Origin of the sequence: Dethiobacter alkaliphilus AHT 1 (assembly GCF_000174415.1) — a bacterium.
In the GTDB taxonomy this organism is placed as follows: Bacteria; Bacillota; Dethiobacteria; order Dethiobacterales; family Dethiobacteraceae; genus Dethiobacter; species Dethiobacter alkaliphilus.
Genome location: NZ_ACJM01000018.1, coordinates 1 through 17,516 on the forward strand (window position 1 = coordinate 1; position 17,516 = coordinate 17,516).

At 45.0% G+C, this 17,516-nt stretch carries 21 protein-coding genes, 1 tRNA gene and 1 riboswitch; of the genes, 15 read left to right on the plus strand and 7 right to left on the minus strand.

Going from position 1 to position 17,516, the window contains the following annotated elements; genetic code table 11:
• The coding region (locus DEALDRAFT_RS16240) for a S8 family peptidase (RefSeq protein ID WP_143753466.1) at nucleotides 1–1,608 on the plus strand (1,608 nt) is incomplete at its 5' end.
• A 33-nt stretch (nucleotides 1,609–1,641) separates the two neighbouring features.
• Here DEALDRAFT_RS16240 and DEALDRAFT_RS13430 read toward each other — a convergent pair.
• On the minus strand, nucleotides 1,642–2,637 hold the full coding sequence (locus DEALDRAFT_RS13430; protein WP_008518415.1) for a glycosyltransferase family 4 protein: 996 nt from the start codon (nucleotides 2,635–2,637) through the stop codon (nucleotides 1,642–1,644).
• Between the two features lie 206 nt (nucleotides 2,638–2,843).
• On the opposite strand from DEALDRAFT_RS13430, the gene DEALDRAFT_RS13435 reads away from it, so the two are divergent.
• The gene (locus DEALDRAFT_RS13435; RefSeq protein WP_008518416.1) at nucleotides 2,844–3,998 is read left to right on the plus strand and encodes a glycosyltransferase family 4 protein; all 1,155 of its coding nucleotides are present in this window, start codon (nucleotides 2,844–2,846) and stop codon (nucleotides 3,996–3,998) included.
• Between the two features lie 29 nt (nucleotides 3,999–4,027).
• Here DEALDRAFT_RS13435 and DEALDRAFT_RS17060 read toward each other — a convergent pair whose 3' ends face one another.
• A complete protein-coding gene (locus DEALDRAFT_RS17060; protein WP_008518417.1) occupies nucleotides 4,028–4,171 on the minus strand; it encodes an LDCC motif putative metal-binding protein in 144 nt (47 codons plus the stop codon).
• 88 nt (nucleotides 4,172–4,259) lie between these two features.
• Here DEALDRAFT_RS17060 and DEALDRAFT_RS13440 point away from each other — a divergent pair, with 88 nt between their 5' ends.
• A complete protein-coding gene (locus tag DEALDRAFT_RS13440) occupies nucleotides 4,260–5,372 on the plus strand; it encodes a DUF362 domain-containing protein (protein ID WP_008518418.1) in 1,113 nt (370 codons plus the stop codon).
• 105 nt (nucleotides 5,373–5,477) lie between these two features.
• Here DEALDRAFT_RS13440 and DEALDRAFT_RS17065 read toward each other — a convergent pair whose 3' ends face one another.
• Entirely contained in the window at nucleotides 5,478–5,654 is a 177-nt protein-coding gene (locus DEALDRAFT_RS17065) for a hypothetical protein (protein ID WP_008518419.1), read from the minus strand.
• A 186-nt stretch (nucleotides 5,655–5,840) separates the two neighbouring features.
• Between DEALDRAFT_RS17065 and DEALDRAFT_RS16580 the strand changes: the two genes are divergently transcribed.
• From DEALDRAFT_RS16580 to DEALDRAFT_RS13465, 5 genes are read left to right on the plus strand one after another with little or no spacing between them, the layout of a single operon-like run.
• Complete coding sequence (locus tag DEALDRAFT_RS16580; protein ID WP_008518420.1) at nucleotides 5,841–6,242, plus strand: PspC domain-containing protein; 402 nt, start codon at nucleotides 5,841–5,843, stop codon at nucleotides 6,240–6,242.
• Nucleotides 6,239–7,126 carry a toast rack family protein gene (locus DEALDRAFT_RS13450; protein WP_008518421.1) on the plus strand — a complete coding sequence of 296 codons (888 nt, stop codon included), beginning with the start codon at nucleotides 6,239–6,241 and terminating at the stop codon, nucleotides 7,124–7,126. Before DEALDRAFT_RS16580 ends, DEALDRAFT_RS13450 begins: the two co-directional genes overlap by 4 nt.
• Nucleotides 7,127–7,149: 23 nt before the next feature.
• Nucleotides 7,150–7,902 (plus strand): alpha/beta fold hydrolase, encoded by a 753-nt coding sequence (locus tag DEALDRAFT_RS13455; protein WP_008518422.1) that lies wholly within the window; start codon nucleotides 7,150–7,152, stop codon nucleotides 7,900–7,902.
• A 20-nt stretch (nucleotides 7,903–7,922) separates the two neighbouring features.
• Nucleotides 7,923–8,567 carry a cyclase family protein gene (locus tag DEALDRAFT_RS13460; protein WP_008518423.1) on the plus strand — a complete coding sequence of 215 codons (645 nt, stop codon included), beginning with the start codon at nucleotides 7,923–7,925 and terminating at the stop codon, nucleotides 8,565–8,567.
• 46 nt (nucleotides 8,568–8,613) lie between these two features.
• Nucleotides 8,614–9,108, plus strand: coding sequence for a spore coat protein (locus DEALDRAFT_RS13465; RefSeq protein WP_008518424.1), 495 nt, complete (start codon nucleotides 8,614–8,616; stop codon nucleotides 9,106–9,108).
• Nucleotides 9,109–9,145: 37 nt separating this feature from the next.
• Here DEALDRAFT_RS13465 and DEALDRAFT_RS13470 read toward each other — a convergent pair whose 3' ends face one another.
• The 3 genes from DEALDRAFT_RS13470 to DEALDRAFT_RS16250 are packed head-to-tail and all read right to left on the minus strand — an operon-like array spanning nucleotide 9,146 to nucleotide 10,466.
• A complete protein-coding gene (locus DEALDRAFT_RS13470) occupies nucleotides 9,146–9,550 on the minus strand; it encodes an OsmC family protein (protein ID WP_083798809.1) in 405 nt (134 codons plus the stop codon).
• Between the two features lie 9 nt (nucleotides 9,551–9,559).
• Entirely contained in the window at nucleotides 9,560–9,883 is a 324-nt protein-coding gene (locus DEALDRAFT_RS13475; protein ID WP_008518426.1) for a cupin domain-containing protein, read from the minus strand.
• Nucleotides 9,861–10,466 carry a TetR/AcrR family transcriptional regulator gene (locus DEALDRAFT_RS16250; protein WP_008518427.1) on the minus strand — a complete coding sequence of 202 codons (606 nt, stop codon included), beginning with the start codon at nucleotides 10,464–10,466 and terminating at the stop codon, nucleotides 9,861–9,863. Before DEALDRAFT_RS16250 ends, DEALDRAFT_RS13475 begins: the two co-directional genes overlap by 23 nt.
• Before the next feature lie 149 nt (nucleotides 10,467–10,615).
• On the opposite strand from DEALDRAFT_RS16250, the gene DEALDRAFT_RS13485 reads away from it, so the two are divergent.
• Nucleotides 10,616–11,809, plus strand: coding sequence for an MFS transporter (locus tag DEALDRAFT_RS13485; protein ID WP_008518428.1), 1,194 nt, complete (start codon nucleotides 10,616–10,618; stop codon nucleotides 11,807–11,809).
• 71 nt (nucleotides 11,810–11,880) lie between these two features.
• Here the strand turns inward: DEALDRAFT_RS13485 and DEALDRAFT_RS13490 are convergent.
• A tRNA-Pro gene (locus DEALDRAFT_RS13490) sits at nucleotides 11,881–11,957 on the minus strand.
• 176 nt (nucleotides 11,958–12,133) lie between these two features.
• Here DEALDRAFT_RS13490 and DEALDRAFT_RS13495 point away from each other — a divergent pair.
• From DEALDRAFT_RS13495 to DEALDRAFT_RS13520, 6 genes are all read left to right on the plus strand, one after another.
• A complete protein-coding gene (locus DEALDRAFT_RS13495) occupies nucleotides 12,134–12,394 on the plus strand; it encodes a type II toxin-antitoxin system prevent-host-death family antitoxin (RefSeq protein WP_008518429.1) in 261 nt (86 codons plus the stop codon).
• Nucleotides 12,384–12,701: a type II toxin-antitoxin system RelE/ParE family toxin gene (locus tag DEALDRAFT_RS13500; protein ID WP_008518430.1), complete on the plus strand. Its 318-nt coding sequence runs from the start codon at nucleotides 12,384–12,386 to the stop codon at nucleotides 12,699–12,701. The genes DEALDRAFT_RS13495 and DEALDRAFT_RS13500 overlap by 11 nt, the downstream gene beginning before the upstream one ends.
• A 274-nt stretch (nucleotides 12,702–12,975) precedes the next feature.
• Entirely contained in the window at nucleotides 12,976–13,632 is a 657-nt protein-coding gene (locus DEALDRAFT_RS13505) for a TMEM165/GDT1 family protein (RefSeq protein ID WP_008518431.1), read from the plus strand.
• A 355-nt stretch (nucleotides 13,633–13,987) separates the two neighbouring features.
• Nucleotides 13,988–14,074, plus strand: a riboswitch (cyclic di-GMP riboswitch).
• Nucleotides 14,075–14,231: 157 nt separating this feature from the next.
• Entirely contained in the window at nucleotides 14,232–14,804 is a 573-nt protein-coding gene (locus tag DEALDRAFT_RS13510; protein ID WP_008518432.1) for an HD-GYP domain-containing protein, read from the plus strand.
• A 74-nt stretch (nucleotides 14,805–14,878) separates the two neighbouring features.
• The gene (locus tag DEALDRAFT_RS13515; RefSeq protein ID WP_008518433.1) at nucleotides 14,879–15,379 is read left to right on the plus strand and encodes a chemotaxis protein CheW; all 501 of its coding nucleotides are present in this window, start codon (nucleotides 14,879–14,881) and stop codon (nucleotides 15,377–15,379) included.
• Nucleotides 15,380–15,398: 19 nt separating this feature from the next.
• Complete coding sequence (locus tag DEALDRAFT_RS13520) at nucleotides 15,399–17,348, plus strand: methyl-accepting chemotaxis protein (RefSeq protein WP_008518434.1); 1,950 nt, start codon at nucleotides 15,399–15,401, stop codon at nucleotides 17,346–17,348.
• The last annotated feature ends 168 nt before the right edge of the window (nucleotides 17,349–17,516 follow it).

Here is a 17,516-nt window from a genome sequence, read left to right on the forward strand (position 1 = left end):
GTGCGGAATACCAGAGAGTTTTCTATTATCCCTGCTATAACGGTCAATTTACCGGCAAGGGCCGTTAATGCTTTGCAGCGAAGCCCTTTAGTAGATTATGTTGAGCCAAATATTCAGATGTTTGCTTTGGGGGCTAGTGCTGATTCATGGGGTATTGACAGAGTAAGGGCTCCTGAGGTCTGGGACGACGGGATAGAAGGAGGAAATGTAAAAGTTGCAGTCCTGGATACCGGGATTGATGACAGGCACACAGACCTGATTGTCAGGGGCGGATGGAATACTGTTAACAATAATGGCAATTATGACGACAGAAACGGACATGGTACCCATGTCGCAGGTACAATAGCAGCTTTAAATACTGTAAAGACAGTAGGCGTAGCTCCGGCTGCCGAACTTTATGCTGTGAAAGTTTTAAATAACAGCGGATTTGGTACAGCTGACAGTATTGCGGCCGGGATTGAGTGGGCTGTACAGAATAATATGGACATTATCAATATGAGCTTGGGTTCATCTGGCCTCTCTCAAGCAGTAGCTGATGCATGTAAGATTGCTTATGAAGAGGGTATGCTACTTGTTGCTGCTGCGGGAAACAGTGGCAATGCTGATGGTATAGGGGAAAATGTAGCTTATCCTGCAGCTTTGGAATGGGTAATTGCTGTAGCTGCCACAGACGAAAGTGACAATCGCGCCAGGTTTTCCAGCACCGGCCAAGAGGTTGAGCTTTCCGCACCAGGTGTTGCAATTTACAGTACCTATCTGAGAGATGGTTATACAACATACAATGGTACATCAATGGCATCACCCCATGTAGCCGGCGTAGCAGCTCTGGTCTGGGCGCAAGATACCAATTTGAGTAATGCAGATCTTCGCGCACTGCTGCAAAATTCGTCCGAGGGCCTGGGCTACCCTAACCATTATGGATACGGCATGGTGAATGCTGTTGCAGCTGTTGCAGCTGTTGCCGAAAGTGAGCCGCCCGAGCCTGCAGTAAACGTCACTGTCGAAACCCATAAGGATTTTTATGCTGAAGGCGAAGAAGCGACTATCACTGTTACTGTAACCGATGAGAACGGTGCAGCGATAAGCGGTTTGGACAGCGATGCTTTTACAACTGATATAAACGGCTATGATGTTTCCCCCGAAGATAACCAATATATAGAACTTGAGGCAGACGGTGTTTATATCGGTAGCCTCCAGCTACCTGAAAATGATGACGTCGAATACATAGTAACCGTCACCGTCACCGATGAAAGAGAGCTTACGGGCAGCGGTTCCGTCACCTTCACTCATGGCCCGCAGCCTGCTGAACCTACTACTGTTTCAGTAACGGAAATCAACTACAGAGCACGTGGTCGTCACCTTGATGTGACACTGCGGCTAGTGGATGATTTCGGTAATCCGGTGGATGGAGCTACTGTTTATATTCAGCTTTATCTCAATGGTTCGGAGTACCTTGATGAGAGGACCGGAACAACCGGTAGCAACGGGACAGTTACCTTTGCATATAACCAAGCCCCATCCGGAACCTATACTACAAATGTTACAGATGTGACGGCGGACGGCGTGGACTGGGACAGAGATACACCGGATAATAGTTATACAAAATAACAAGTTAAATGAGAGGCTCCTTTTGCGGGCCTCTCATTTGATTTCATTGTTATGCACTACATTTTTATATACATCAATCATGCGTCTTGTCAGCTTGGTGTTACAGAACTGCTTTTCCGCCAGTTTGCGGCCTTGTTGTTGCAGTTGGCGTAAATAGATCTGGTTTTGGGTCAGTTTGGCCAGATCATAGAAAATATTTTTATAGCAGGCATCGGCACCTGACAATCCACTTACATCTGGAAGCTTCTGTGCTGCTTTTTCCGGTTGGAGGAGCCCTTGGAACGTCCGGCCCAAGATAAGCACAGCGTTGCCGGTGGCCAGCCCTTCAATGGCCACGCGCCCTGTGCCCACCACGATATCTGAGGATGCAAGCAGATCTGCCGTATCATCGGGCCACCCCAAAAATCTGGCTGTGCTGCTTTTGGGTTTTTTATTTGCTGCCACAAAGAACTCCACTCCTTCCAGCAGGTCGACGGCTTTGCAAAAGTGATCGTATGCTTTTTGTTTTGCCGGTTCAACCTGGAAGAAGAGAACGATTTTAACCGGATCGTTTTTTTCACCGGGTCTCAATTCCTGCAAATCCACAGCGTGAGGAAGAATAATGGTTTTAGCTGAAAACTTCTTTAACTTATTGGCTATTTTGGCGGAAGTGCAAAATATTATCGCAGCTTCCTGCAGGTAGTGATATTCCTGTCTGTTTGCCGACTCGTAGCAGGTGATGGTAAAAGGGATTTGCAGTTTATTTGCAAGATTACAGGCCAGAGAATATGTGGGTGAGCAATGAGCATGAATGAGGGTAGGCGAAAATTCTTTGGCGTATTCTTTAAGGGTGGTAACATCCCCGGATCTGATTATTCTGGCATCCAAGTTGTCAAGGTCATGTTTATAGCGTGACAGCGTCTGATAGGTGGGATTGCCGTCCATAATTAACTGTGCATTTATTCCCAGATTTCTTTGCTCCCGAATTAGGGAAAACACCTGCTTTGTCTGACCGGAAGATAAAAAACGGTTTAAATGGAGAACATTCACGATTTCACCCCTTTCTGCCTTAGTTTATGAAGTATTAAGGTGAGGGGTGATATAGAACCAAGTTCTGCGGGTACCCTTATTTAGCGGAAAAAGAGGGGGAATTATGCAGTGTGTCGAACGTATTATTACATTGAGTTGGAAATAATGATGTTATAGACTGCAAATACAGCTTTTTTAACAACTATAAACTTTTAGGAGGTCTTCCAGTGAAAATCGGCATGTTTACCGATAGTTACAGGCCGTATACCAGTGGTGTGGTTCGCTCCATAGAAACCACCGCCGGTAAACTGACTGAGCTGGGCCATGAAGTATACATTTTTGCTCCCAAGTATCCGGATTATGAAAAAGAGGCCGGTGTTTTTCGCTTTGCTTCGGTTCCAACACCTACATATCCCGATTTTGCCATTGCGTTGCCCTTTTCCCTTTACCTGAGATCAACCATTAAGCGCTTGAATTTGGATGTGATTCATGTCCATTCACCTTTTTCCATGGGGCTGTTGGGGGCACGCACAGCCAAGCGGTATGATTTGCCGTTGGTTTTTACCTATCATACGATGTATGACCAGTATGTTCATTACCTGCCTTTTGCACAGGATATTTCCCGTAAAGTGGTGCTGAAGTTGTCCAGTAACTTCTGTAACCGTTGTGATCTGGTGATTACGCCCACTGAAGTGATTCGCAAAATTGTGGCCCCCAATGTCCAAACCCGGGTAGAGGCGGTTCCCACAGGAATTGAAGTGGACGAGTTTGATGGCGCCGACCGTACCTGGCTTCGGCGGGAATATAATATCAGTCCTGATGAAAAAATCCTACTGCATTTGGGCAGGCTGGGCAAAGAAAAAAATGTGGGTTTCTTACTTCAGGCTTATAACAAGATCCGCAAGAATCATCCTCACACCAGGCTGGTTATTGTGGGAGACGGTCCTGAGCGGGAAGGGTTAATTGAAGAAGCCAAAAGTATGGATTTTGGTGAAAAGGTTTTGTTTACCGGGCCGCTTTCGCGCGAGCATGTGGTGGACAGCTATGCCGGTGCTGATTTATTTATTTTCGCATCCACCACTGAAACACAGGGCCTGGTTTTGGGTGAAGCCAAAGCTGCGGGAGTGCCCAGTGTGGCGGTAAAAGCGCTGGGTGCATCGGAAATGGTTAAAGATGGCGTAGACGGTTATTTAACGCCCCTTGATATGGATAAATTTACTGAACGCATTGAGCAGCTTTTGGAAAACGATGAACTCCGCCAGGCTATGGCAGAGCGGGCCCTAATAGAAGCGGAGCACATTTCCTCCACTGCCATGGCTAAAAAGCTCTTGGGAGTGTACATGGAGACCATTGATGACAAGAAACGGCTCTCTGCAGTATGAAATGAAAAAATGCCCCTCACGGGGCATTTTTACTTCTGTTTGTTGTTGTCTTCATTAACTTTTGGTTTGGCATCAGGCTGATTTACAGTGCAGCAATCAGGGGCGTCACCTTTAAATTCCTTTTCATTGGATTTAGCCAGCCTCTCCAAAAAACGGCGAAATGCAGCAAACATAATAATCCTCCTTGCCTTACCCCCTGGGGAGGGGTCTTTAGCTATAGTATAACATACTAATTCTACTGTTTCAATAGGAGATGAGTAAATGGACAACCGGGTATTTGTTTTTCAGTTGGATGATTATGAGCCGGCCGCACTGTACGAGGCTATGGGGACATTATGGCGACATTTGCAGTTGGAGGAGGAGTTTAGTGACAAGAAGGTGTTGGTAAAACCCAACCTGTTAGTGGGAGCACCTCCCCAAAATGCTGTTTGCACACATCCGGAAGTGGTGCGTTCCGTCCTGCAGAATTTATCCGCTAAACAGGTGCAGGTAGGAGACAGCCCCGGGTTTGGCAGTACGGGCAGTGTGGCCAGAACCGCAGGTATTCATCAGGTCTGCAGTGAAGAGAACGTAGAGCTTACAGACTTTTGCGACCCTCAGCGTATCCAGGCTCCCCAAACAGCAAAAACTAACAGTGTTCCTCTGTCCTCCGCTGTTGTGGGCTCAGATGAGGTAATAAATATTGCCAAGCTTAAAACTCACGGCCTGACCCGTTACACCGGGGCTGTGAAAAATCTTTTTGGCTGTCTTCCCGGAAAATTAAAGGGCCAGATGCATCTGCGCATGGAAGAAATTGATAGATTCTCAGATTATTTGCTGGATGTCTATCTTGCGGTGAACCCGGCGGTGTCCATAGTGGACGGAATTTTGGCCATGGAGGGAAGCGGACCGCGCACAGGTGACCCCAGAAAAGCTGGGGTTTTGCTGGCCGGAAAAGATGCGGTGGCCGTGGATACGGTGGCATGCCACATTATCGGCCTTGATCCGGCAACGGTACCTACTCTGCAGGCGGCGCGCCGCCGCGGCATCGGCTGTAGTATGCTGGAACAAATCGAAGTTATCGGTGCCTCCTTAGATGATGTCCGTATCTCGGATTTTAAAACAGTCAGCGGCTCTCATTCGGCACTGAAAAATTTATCCCCTTTTTTAAAACGCCTGTTGCGTAATCAACTGACGGCACACCCCAAAGTCAAAGTTGACAGTTGCATTAGCTGTAAAATATGCCAACATGCCTGCCCTGCCGGTGCCATCACCATGGAGGAAGCGGCTCAGATTGAGGAAGGTGCCTGCATTCGCTGTTACTGCTGCCAGGAAATGTGCCCCGAAGGTGCCATTGAGCTGAAATACAGAGGACTGGGACGCCTGTTGCGGTAAGAAAGCGCGCGCATTTGAATGATGGTTACTTTAGCAGCTTCGCAAACTGCAAGCTTTATAATTTCCGGTATAAAAAAAGCCCCAGGGGGCTTTTTGGTATTAACCCTAGAGCTGATCGAGAAGGTCCTTTATTTTGGCGGCGGTATGCCCGCTGCTTTCTGCAAACTCATAAAAAGCCTGCTTCACTTTTTCATCATCGGTTGTTTGTGCAAAGCGCTGATAATCCCGAACCTGTTCCTGTTCATTAAGCATTGCTTTTTGCAAAAAGGCTTTGATTTCCATGCCTTCACCTCCCGTAATAATAATGTTTCCCTGCCTTTAATAAATATGTATAATGTAAATAAGTAAGTTTTTTCTCTCCTCCGTCTGTTCTTCGCCTTCAAAGACCCGGATGTTCAGAAATTGTTTTATTTTTGTTTATAAGCACTTTTTATAATGAAAGTAATAGAAGAGAAAGTAGGTGACAAGATGAAAAAATTGTATCGTTCCCGGGATAATCAAATGCTTGGCGGAGTCTGCATGGGCCTGGCTCGCTATTTTGACGTGGATGTGACTTTAGTGCGGTTAATCTGGGTGGTTTTTGGCCTTATGGGTGGTTCCGGCGTCCCCGCCTACATTATTGCCTGGATTGTTATCCCCGAGGAGCCGGCAGGTGCAGATGAGGTGATTGATGTTTCAGATAAATCTTCTTCCACCGGAGTTTCAGCAGACAACAAAACCATCGGCCTGATAATTGTGGTTATTGGAGCATATTTATTAATGCGCAACTTCTTTGACGTGCAGATCTTCCGTTATTTTTTCTGGCCCGCCGCTTTGATTGCGCTGGGATTGTTCATCATGTTTGGTGGACTAAGGGGTGATAAGAGATGAAGGCTGACAGAATTGTCCTGGGACTGGGCCTGGCTGTTCTGGGGTTAGTCTGGTTTTTAGTGAACTTTGGCGTGATTTCGCCCGTTGCCGCCCGTGAGCTATGGCGTTTTTGGCCGCTGCTTCTGATCCTGTGGGGAGTGTTGCTTATCCTGGGTAAGGGCAGTGGCTTGGGCGGATGCCTGATTGGTATCCTGGTATTTCTGTTCTTTTTTGGCGGCTTGTTTGGGGTATATCTTCCCGGAATAGAAGGGCCATCCCCCGGGACCGAAACCACCAATGTTACCATCCCGGCCAGCGACGAAGTTGAAAACGTCACCCTTGACCTACGCCAGGGAGCCGGTGAGGTTTATCTTTCTTCTCATGCAGGCCCCGATATTCTTCGGGCCAGTCTTACCGGAACCCCCCGTCCGATAATTGAACAGGAAGTCAGTGATGGTACGCTTCAGGTGGAAATTAAGGATGAAGCCCACTCCTGGACCATTGGCAATAGGACTAACCGGTGGAACTTAGAGCTTGCAGAAGATATTCCCACAGAAATTTCCCTGCGAGCCGGAGCGGGTCGCTCTGATTTAGATTTGTCCCGTTTGCAGGTACATGACTTGTCTGTTCAGACCGGAGCAGGAGACCTGACTGTCCGACTAGGCCAGGTTGAAAGCCAGGTGTTGGTGGAAGGTGGCGCAGGCAGCATAACTTTCTACGTACCCGATAACACCGGAGTGCGCCTGCAGACCAGCGGCTTGCTCAATGTGTCGGCAGGCGAGGTAAATCTGAAACGTTTGGACGGCGGCGATTATGAGAGTGAAAATCTGGATAATAAAGCTGCGGTGGTAGATATAGAAGTAAAAGCCGGTGTGGGTTCCGTTAACCTGCGCCGGGCACGCTAGATTAAGTCAGGGGAGGGTTTGGCTTGACTCAACTGGTAGTAGAAGGTGTTTCTGCCCATTTTGCTGTGAGGGGCAGCGGTGATAAAACACTGTTTTTGATTCATGGGGCAGGCGGTAACAGCCTGCATTGGATGGAAACAGAGCCCCCGCCCGGTTGGCGCCTGGTGGCGCCGGATCTGCCCGGCCATGGAAAATCCGAAGGTTCCGCCATGAAGGACATCACCGACTACGCCCGGTGGGTAGGGGCGGCCATAAAAGAATTTGGTGGCTGCGATTTGCTGGCGGGTCATTCCATGGGAGGTGCCATTACCATGACCGTGGCCCTGCAGCAGCCCGAACTGCTGCGCGGCATCATTCTGGTGGGTACTGGAGCCAAGCTTGGCGTCTCCGATATCATTCTGGATCTTTGCAGAGGTGGTGCTGTGGCCAAAGTAGAAGATTTACTGGCGAAAGTGGCCTACGGCCCGGTTCCCGGCTGGGAGCAGATCAAAGAATGGTACAGCATCTTTGGCAGTGCCACGCCTCAGGCTTATCTGCGGGATTTTTCAGCCTGTAATCATTTTGATATCCGCACAAAATTAAAAGAAATCCGTCTTCCTACTCTGATTGTGTGTGGAAAAGCTGATCGGCTTACCCCGTTTAAGTACTCTGAGTATCTGGCAGAGCATCTTGAAGATGCCCGTCTGGAAGGAATTCCTGATGCCGGGCACATGGTAATGCTGGAGCAGCCGGAGCACTTTAACAGGATTCTTGCAGATTTTTGTGCACAATATTAAAAGTAAAAACGGAGGCACTGGTGCGTACAATAGACTTAAGCCATCTGATTTCTACTAATATGCCGGTATATCCCGGCACCGAACCACCAAAAATGAAAACGGCCTGTACCTTGTCTAAAGATTCGTTTGTGGAGAAGGAAATTACTCTCTTTACTCACACCGGCACTCATTTGGATGCTCCGGCCCATATTTTCCCCGACGGAAAGACTCTGGACAGCTACCCGGTCTCCGGCTTTTGGGGCAGAGGAGTTGTTCTGGACTTTAACGACTTCAGCCGATCAATTATTACAGAAAATGATGTGCTGCCGTATGCGGATTTAATCCGTCAAGCCGATTTTGTGCTGCTGTACACCGGCTGGTCAAAACTCTGGGGCAGCCATACTTACTTTGAAGATTATCCGGTTTTGTCCGCCGATGCAGCCCGGTTTCTGGCCGACTTCGGCCTAAAAGGGGTTGGTGTCGATGCAATCTCGGTAGATAAGGTGGAGACGGTGGATTTTTCTGTTCATAAAACTTTTCTTGCCAAAGACACATTGATTATTGAAAACCTCACTAATCTCGAACTTCTTGTGGGGCGGCAATTTAACTTTTATTGCTTTCCGCTGAAAATTTCTACGGCGGACGGTTCACCGGTGCGGGCTGTGGCCATACTGGATAAAATATGAATAATGCACCTCCGGTTTGCAAAAAATGCAGACAGGAGGTGTTTTTATGCAACTTACACAAAAAGAAAAGATGCTTTTGCAAGACCAGAAAAAGCACGAGGAGATGTGTGTAAAAAAGTACAATGAGTATGCCAATCAGGCCCAGGATCCCCAACTGCAACAACTTTTTAATAGCTATGCGCAGGCCGAGCAGCAGCACTTAAACACGGTTAATCAAATTCTAAGCGGCCAGGCGCCCTCACCCCAGCAGATGGGCCAGCAGCAGGGACAACAGCAGCAAGGACAGCAACAGCAGCAACAACAACAACAGCAACAGCAGACCCAGCAACCCGGCGCCAATGCCAGCAAAAAAGATGCGGATCTCTGCAACGACATGTTGATGACGGAAAAATATGTTTCCGGCACATATGACACCGCAATTTTTGAGGTCACCAACTCTCAGGTGCGCCAGGCGCTGAATCACATTCAAAAAGAAGAGCAGCAGCATGGCGAAGGAATTTTTAACTACATGCAGCAGAACAATATGTACAATCCCAGCTAACTCAAAAGTTCCCGGGAAAATTCCCGGGAACTTTTAGTTAGCTATTTTTTAACTCGAATGAAGTCTTGATTTCAATATCAGGGTTTAAGCTGTGGAGGATAAAGCATTTATCGTGCCCTTTTTCAATGGCCTTTTCCACCTTATCTTCTGTAACCTGGCCCCAGACGTCGATGTGGATATGAATGGAGGAAAACAGCTTAGGCGGATTATTAGCCTTTTCCCCTGTGACCACAACTTCAAAGTGTTCAATTGCAAGCCCCAGTTCTTTGGCGGCAGGAAGAAAAAACAGACCTGTACAGCTCCCCAGGCTCATCAATAATAGATCCGGGGGCTTTAGCATATCGTTTTGCTGCGGTTTGGGGCTGATTTTAACTTCCAGGCCGTTATTATCCACCGCCACATAGCTTTGCTCACCCATCCACTTAACTTTAGTTTTCATCATAAACCCTCCTCAATATTTGATACTGGGTGTTTTTACATTTAAGACTTCAAACCGCTGGCCCTGATCGGCCTTTAAGGCCATTGTGGTTTCCCGTGGGCAAAGGATAATATCTTTTTCCCCAACCACAGCCTCTTCTTCTCCAATCTGAATGGTGCCTTTACCGTCAACAACATAAAAGAAAACATCTACCGGTACGCTGTGCTCGGGGATTATTTCGCCGGGATTTAAAATCAGATTCATAACGGTGGTATGTTGATGCTGAATCAATTTTTTTGCATTAACTCCCCGGTGATTCTTCTTGCCTTCAACTTCATTCATCCTGATGATTTTCATTTGGTAATACTCCTTCCGTTTTTTTAATGGCATTCCAGAAAAAAGTTTTCAGCTCGTGTTTAATGTCTTCATGGCCCTTTTGCACAGCTTCCTTTTTTAATTCCATAACCGCCCCCCTGATGGAGTGAAAAATTATCCTGGCTGCAAATTGACTGTCCAGGGCGCGAATCTCGTTATTTTTCTGGGCCTGCTGCAGCATATCGGCAAAGATTTCCGGCAGTTCGGTAAGGAATTTTTGCACCCCTTCCAGGCTCTGCTGCTGCGGGTTTGTGCTTTCCTGGATTAACACCGTACCCGTGCTTTCATCACTTTCCAGTTCATCGAAATGGAAGTCCAGAAAAAGCTCCAGTTTCTCATAAAAGGAGTATTCCTTTGTATTGAGGCCTAAAAGGAATTTTTCCCGCTTCTTAAACTCTTCCACAAAAATATAATCGAGGATTTCTTCCTTGCTTTTAAAATACAGATATATGGTGCCAACAGCGATACCGGCTCTGCCGGCGATGACTTTGGGAGTTGCACCGTGATACCCTTTTTCTGCAATAATATCCGCGGCATGCTTGATAATTAACTGCTTTTTATCCATGTAGCCACCTCCTGAATGAACGTTCATTCATATTATAGCAGGAAGACATATATCTTTCAAGCAGGAACGTACAGACTCCGCACGAATAGTTTGATAATGAAGGCTTTGGCGGCTTTGCCCTACCTTTTGCTAAAGGAGCATTTATCAGAGTGAGCCAAGACGGAAATTCTGTCACCTGCAACAGTATTATGTATTCAAAACGCAACCTGGCAGTTTTTTTTGCCGGGACATTTCTGGTTTTTATTAATTTCTTTGTTTCACTTACCGTTTTGCCACCGTATTTATTAGAGCTTGGCGGTACAGAATTTCAGTCAGGCCTGCAAAACACAGTATTTTTTATGACTGCAGTGCTGCTCCGTTTTTACTTTGGGCCCCTGGCAGACAGAAGAGGCAGAAAAATCCCTTTACTGGTGGGCGCCTTTGTTTTTGCATCTGCCCCGGGACTTTTCTGGTTCAGCTCCAGCGTCAACATGCTTTTATTTTCACGCATATATCAGGCTATCGGTCTGGCGGCATATCTTTCCGCCGGCAGTTCTTTGGCGGCAGATTTAGCGCCGCCGGGGAGAACCGGCGTATATTTGGGATTCTACCGCAATGTTTTAACTCTTGCTATATTAGTGGGGCCTTCCACCGCCCTTTATATAATTAATCAAAGGGGTTATGGCCAATGGTTTTTACTTAGTTTGATAATCGGCCTTTTTTCGTGCCTGCTGCTGCTACCGGTAAAAACTCCAAAATGTATTCCGGCAGAAGGGGCAGGAGCATTTTCTGATACATTTACGGTATTAAAAATACCTCACGTTATAAAGATTCTAACTTATATTGCCCTAACTTCTCTGAGTTACGGTGCCCTGTTGACATTTGTAGTTATCTATATTACCCAGGTCACCGCAGTTGCTAATCCGGGTATATTCTTTTCTTACTTTGGGTTGGCCGGGCTTCTGGCCAATTTGACGGTAGGCTATTTGTCCGACCGCTTTGGTTATCAGAGGGTGGCCGGGCCGATTCTGATGATACTTGGCGCAGGCAATATGGTATTATACTTTCTGCCCGCTTATCCGGGGTTACTGATTGTCAGCAGTTTGCTGACCGGAATTGGTGTGGCGGGAAGTCTGTTGGTTTTTATTTCCTGGCTTGTGGCGGTGGCGGGTAACCGTTTGCGCGCCACCGCCTTAAGTCTTCAGGAAAGCACCATTGATGTTACTGTGGCTGTGGGCGCATTCTTTGTTGGCATCGGTAGCACAAGGTTAGGCCTGGCAACAACTTTTTTGCTGGTAGGAGTGGTGGTTTTTGTGCCGGCAATTTTTGCAGCTCTGCAGAAAAAACCTGGGGGTCAGGTTTAATATTATTAATCAAAAATCAGACCTGGGTATAAAAAAAAGACTTCCGTCAGAAGTCTTTTCACCCATATTAATGGTCGGAGCGACAGGATTTGAACCTGCGACCTCTTGGTCCCGAACCAAGCGCGCTACCAAGCTGCGCTACGCCCCGACGCAAAGATTATTGTAACATACCGGGGATTTAATTGCAATACATTTGGTGTGGTTTGAGCTGGTGGTATTTGCCGCCAATAATGTTATGGCAACCCACCGCTTTCTATTAATTGTTTTGTGGTTCAGGCATAACTATGCTATAATTATGTACATAATGAATGTGAGGTGATTAGTATGCCAAGTATTAGGCCTATAACTGACTTACGGAATACAACGGAAATATCTGAGCTTTGTCATAGCAAGAAAGAGCCGATTTTTATCACTAAAAATGGATATGGCGATCTTGTTATCATGAGCATTGAAACCTATGAGAGAGAAATAGCGCTGGCTGATGTATATAAAAAATTGGCTATTGCAGAGAGCCAAATTAAAAATGGCGAGTTACTTGATGGTGATGAGGTTTTCGCAAAACTAAGGTCCAAGTATGGAAAGTAAATATAAGTTGAAGTTCACATCCAGTGCAGAATCTGATTTGAATGAGATTTATATTTATATCAGTAACAATTTGCTGGCACCCGAAACAGCACAACGCTTAATGGGTCGAATTGAAGAAGACATCTATAAACTTTGTGATTTCCCCTTTCGGTGTGAATTGTCAAGAAATGAACTGTTACGGGAAAAAGGCTATAGAAAATTGGTTATTGATAATTATATAGTTCTATACCTTGTTGATGAAGAAAGTAAAACTGTAATCATTGCAAGGGCTTTTTATGGCAGCATGGATTATGAGAAATATATTTAACTTGAGACAATTAAAAAGACACCTTTTTAGCAGATAAATTGACAGGTATTTTGTGCTGTGCTATATTGAAGGCAGGTTCTAAAAGGGAGTAGCTGTGGACAGACAGCCATAAATAAAATCAACATGCTGGAGAAATCCTGGTTTTATTTACTTTAAGATATTCTTAAAGGAGCGAGACTTTTAGATCAACAGGCCATTTTTAGATGGTTTGCTGATCTATCTGTCTCGCTTTTTGTTTGGATAAGGGGTATCCGGCATGATAGGGGGTAATCTTGTGCTTGAGTTGTTCAGGGCATTTATCTTGATTTTTATAGCGGAGATGGGGGACAAGACGCAGATTCTGGCCATGTCCTTTGCTACAAGATTTCCGGTAAAGAAAGTTCTTCTCGGGATTTTCCTGGGATCTTTGCTTAATCATGGATTGGCGGTATTGTTGGGGAGCTATATTGCAGAATTTGTCCCTGTTAACGTCATGGCAATTATCGCCGGTGTGATTTTTATCGGTTTTGCCCTTTGGACATTAAAAACTGAAGGGGATAATGAGGAAGCAGAAGAGCCGAAAATTAGTTATGGGCCGGTGGTAACAGTGGCTTTAGCATTTTTTATCGGCGAATTTGGGGACAAGACCCAACTGGCGGTTATAACACTGGCAACCGATGCCACCTATCCAGCGGGGATATTGGCAGGTGCTGTATTGGGCATGATTGTTACCGGAGCAATAGGTATCATAGTTGGAAAAAAATTAGGCCATAAGATTCCTGAAAAGGCAATTCAGTTGGTGGCCGCTTCGGTATTTATGCTTTTTGGCTTGATAAAGCTCTACGAAGCATTGCCGGCAAAATATCTCACTATGCCTAATGTCTTTATCTTTTTAGGTGTTCTTGCAATCTTGGTTGCAGTTATTTTAAAGAAAAAGGCAAAGAGGGCTTGATAGAAGTTGTGTGTCGTACCCATTTGGGAAAAAGTTTCATCGCATTAAGCGATCTTCCAAGCTGCGCTAGTGAAGAAAAATCAAGGATGCAAGCAGGGGAGCTTTAATTTATGAGCAAATAATTAAAGATTGAAAAAAAAATGGAACAAAATGAATCGCTATAGCGTCAAAATGAATTAAAAAGCTTAGCTTATAGACAAAATAAAACAAATTTATCAATATTATGCATAATTTCAACATATTGTATTGACATGATTGGGGTGGTATGGCATAATCAACGTACTATTCAGAAATTTTTTATATTTTTATAATTAGTTTTGTTCATTTTGGTCTCTGGTGTGACGAATATCGTAAAAGGTGAAAAAGGCAAACGTTCTGAAAGGAACGGGCGCAAAGCCACGGGTCTAAAGCCTTAAAAGGCCATGATAGCCGGGTTGCCCCATGTCTATAAAGTAAAGCCTTTTTCTGTCATGCAGAAGAAGGCTTTGTTTTTCTGGCATAACCTAGTAAACATATATAAAAAGAGTGCGTTGCTGGTTTCTAAATGGTATCCACAAGAGGGCAGGATATAAGACTCTAATTAACAATGGGAGGCAATTATGAACGACAAAAAGGTTAGATTTTTATTTTTGCGTTTACAGAAGCACTGCCCTATGACCGCTCAGCACAGTTTACGGGTAGCGGAAATTGCACAGCAGTTAGCAACTACTGATAGAGAAAGGGCGTTGTTTCATACTTGTGGACTGCTTCATGATATAGGGAAAATCAGTATCCCCATTAGCCTTTTGCAAAAGGAAGTTGCGCTAACAGATACTGAAGTTATGGCTATCCGCACACACACCGCTTTAGGCAGGGATATTTTACATAAAAACAGCTTTCCACAGCAGGTTGTTAACGCAGCACACTTTCACCATGAGCGTTGCCTGGGAAATGGGTATCCCTGTTGTTTGGTGGACATACCTTATGAGGCCAGGGTTATTGCTGTTGCCGATGTATATGCTGCTCTTACAGAAAACAGAGCGTATAGAAAAGCTCACTCTTTGCAAGAGTCAATTAGCATTCTAAAGATTCAGGCAGAGGGAGGTGGGCTTGATCCATTCATAACACAAAAGCTGATTTCACAAATAAGCGAAGACGTACAGTTATATTTAGGAGCTAATGCTTTCGGATAATACTCTTACTTAGTAGTCAAAATTTCAGGCAATTATATTCAGTTTAGCAATTTATCAATGAAAGGGGGGCGATTATGAATCAGAGCAGTCACACAAGTGTTTCTGAGCAATTGATTGTGTTATTTAATTTAAATAATGAGGAATTTGCTCTGCCTGTAAATCAGGTTAGAGAGGTAATTAAGATTCCTGAAGTTACTAAATTGCCTGGAACAGCAGATTATGTTCAAGGAGTTGTAACAATACGGGGCAAGGTTATACCCGTGATAAATCTGAAAAAACGATTTAGGCTGCCTGTTAATGGGATTCAAGAATCATCAAAAATCATAATTGCCGAAAGTGGCAGGGAAGTTGTTGGCTTAATAGTAGACCATGTTAATGAAGTAAAAAAGATAAACTTACATGAGATCCAAATGCAGCCTCAGATTATTGAGCAAACAGCAAACCGCTATATTGAAGGAGTTGTTTTTGAAAAAGAAGATATGTACATTATTATTAACTTAGAAAAAATATTTGCTATTAATGAACTACTACAACTGAGTTCTAATATCTCAGGCAATGAAGTAGTGATAACTTAATGAAATGAGGTTTTAACATATGTTAAGAAATGTCAGCTTAAAGTTTAAATTTGTTTTGATGTTTCTTTTGATTGGGCTGATTCCGGCAATATCTGTTGCGGGACTGTCTTATTATAATTCAAGGAGCAATATAGAATCAGAAGTCTTTTCATCATTAGAGATGTTTGCCGATTCGAACAGTTCTCAAGTTCAAGATTACTTTGTGCAGCGGGAAGCAGATGCACGGGTTTTTGTGTCATCAACTAATGTTTTTGAATCACTTAATGTGCTCAGAGAAGGAGAATGGAGTGAATCAGATGAGGATTGGCTGGCACATAAAAGTGAATTAGACAGGTTTACCAGGCTAGTGGTGGAGGAGTACGGGTACAGCTTTATTTTTCTCACAAATCCACAGGGCATAGCAGTTTATAGTACTGAGTCCGGAATTGAGGGTGCAGACTTAACTGGGCGGGACTATTTGCAGAGATCACTTAACGGAGAGCTTAACTGGTCTGATTTATTTTACTCTGATGTCATCGAAGAAAATGCAATGGTACTTTCACTGCCTGTAAGAGAAAATGGCCTGTCCGGAGAAATGGTTGGGACAGCGAATTTTGCCATCAGGCAGGGAGTATTGGATGGTATTATTCACAGGGGAATCGACGATTTGGGTGAAACTGGGAATTCTTATCTAATAGACGCACAGGGACTTATGTTGTCAAATGCCATGCAGGGGGACCTTTCACAAGATGCTGCTTTAGTTGAAACAATTGACACAGAATCTGTGCGTATGCTATCAGGGCCAATCAGTCAGGGAGAAGTAGATTATCACGAAAACGGTCTGTATACAGACTATCTGGGGAATAATGTCCTTGGACAAGTGGAAGTTGTGCGCCTCGGCAGCGATTATGCAGGTCTGGTGATAGAAATCAGCGAGGACGAGGCTTTTGCCAGTGCTAACACCATGAGACGCCTTATGATTACGATAATTTCTGTTGCTATTATTCTTGTGGTTGTTGCGGGTGTCTTTATTGCAACCAACACGGCCAAGCCGATTATAGCCATAGCAGAAGTGGCTCAGCAGGTAGCAGGCGGTGACTTTACTGTGTCAACGGACATTAAAAGAAATGATGAAATTGGACAATTGGGTAATGCCTTTAATACCATGAATGACAACTTGCGTCAGCTCATTCGCCAGGCTGTGCAAACAGCTACAGGTGTTAATGAGGGCAGTGAAGCATTGTCTCAGGCTGTAGAATCAGTAAGTGCTTCACTGGAAGAGGTGGCTGCCAGTACTAATCAGTTTTCCAGCAACACTCAGGAGATGAGTGCAAGTTCTCAGGAAATGGCCGAGCTGTCAAATCGAGTAGCAACAAATGCTGCAGACGGTAGCGCAGCCGTGGATAACGCAGTTCAGCAAATGAGTGCTATTAATACTATGGTTGAAGAACTGAGAACTGTCATTGGGGCCCTGGACAAGCGTTCGCAGGATATCGGCAATATCGTAGGGCTTATTACCGATGTTTCGGAACAGACAAACTTGTTAGCGTTAAATGCAGCGATTGAAGCTGCCCGAGCAGGTGAGCAGGGTCGGGGATTTGCAGTTGTGGCAGAGGAAGTACGTAAGCTTGCTGAGCAGTCTCGTTCTGCTGCCGAAGAAATATCAAAGCTGGTACGTGAGACGCAGGAAGAAACCAGCCATGCAGTAAATAGTATGGAAAAGGGCGTGGATACGGTTCGTAGCGGTTCTGAAGTTGTTCTGGCTAGCGGTGAAACATTCAAAGAAATTGTCAATAGCGTAAATAGCATTGTACAAAAAATTGAAGTGGTTTCAGGAGCGGCGGAAGAGATTAGTGCAGGCAGTGAAGAAATTGCCGCCTCAACAGAAGAGCAGACCTCAGTTATGGAGGAAATTAACGCCTCTGCTGAGGAGCTGAGGGAAAATGCCGATGCTCTGATTAAGGAGCTGAATCGGTTCAAATATAGTTAAAATATCCCCGAAGATTAACCCGCATTCCTAACTGAAGTAAATTGGCAGTTTTATAATACCCAAAAGGGTTTCCGGCGAGATTATGCTTGCCAGAAACCCTTTATTTATCAATATCTTTTGTTGTTGTGTTAAAATTTGGTTCATCATCCCGAACCAAGCGCGCTGCCA

Coding starts and splice junctions, on each gene's coding strand:
- DEALDRAFT_RS17060 (WP_008518417.1), bottom strand. CDS start 4,171: ATGTTTGCTGCATTTCGCCGTTTTTTGGAGAGGCTGGCTAAATCCAAT.
- DEALDRAFT_RS13440 (WP_008518418.1), top strand. CDS start 4,260: ATGGACAACCGGGTATTTGTTTTTCAGTTGGATGATTATGAGCCGGCC.
- DEALDRAFT_RS17065 (WP_008518419.1), bottom strand. CDS start 5,654: ATGGAAATCAAAGCCTTTTTGCAAAAAGCAATGCTTAATGAACAGGAA.
- DEALDRAFT_RS16580 (WP_008518420.1), top strand. CDS start 5,841: ATGAAAAAATTGTATCGTTCCCGGGATAATCAAATGCTTGGCGGAGTC.
- DEALDRAFT_RS13450 (WP_008518421.1), top strand. CDS start 6,239: ATGAAGGCTGACAGAATTGTCCTGGGACTGGGCCTGGCTGTTCTGGGG.
- DEALDRAFT_RS13465 (WP_008518424.1), top strand. CDS start 8,614: ATGCAACTTACACAAAAAGAAAAGATGCTTTTGCAAGACCAGAAAAAG.
- DEALDRAFT_RS13470 (WP_083798809.1), bottom strand. CDS start 9,550: ATGATGAAAACTAAAGTTAAGTGGATGGGTGAGCAAAGCTATGTGGCG.
- DEALDRAFT_RS13475 (WP_008518426.1), bottom strand. CDS start 9,883: ATGAAAATCATCAGGATGAATGAAGTTGAAGGCAAGAAGAATCACCGG.
- DEALDRAFT_RS16250 (WP_008518427.1), bottom strand. CDS start 10,466: ATGGATAAAAAGCAGTTAATTATCAAGCATGCCGCGGATATTATTGCA.
- DEALDRAFT_RS13495 (WP_008518429.1), top strand. CDS start 12,134: ATGCCAAGTATTAGGCCTATAACTGACTTACGGAATACAACGGAAATA.
- DEALDRAFT_RS13500 (WP_008518430.1), top strand. CDS start 12,384: ATGGAAAGTAAATATAAGTTGAAGTTCACATCCAGTGCAGAATCTGAT.
- DEALDRAFT_RS13510 (WP_008518432.1), top strand. CDS start 14,232: ATGAACGACAAAAAGGTTAGATTTTTATTTTTGCGTTTACAGAAGCAC.
- DEALDRAFT_RS13515 (WP_008518433.1), top strand. CDS start 14,879: ATGAATCAGAGCAGTCACACAAGTGTTTCTGAGCAATTGATTGTGTTA.
- DEALDRAFT_RS13520 (WP_008518434.1), top strand. CDS start 15,399: ATGTTAAGAAATGTCAGCTTAAAGTTTAAATTTGTTTTGATGTTTCTT.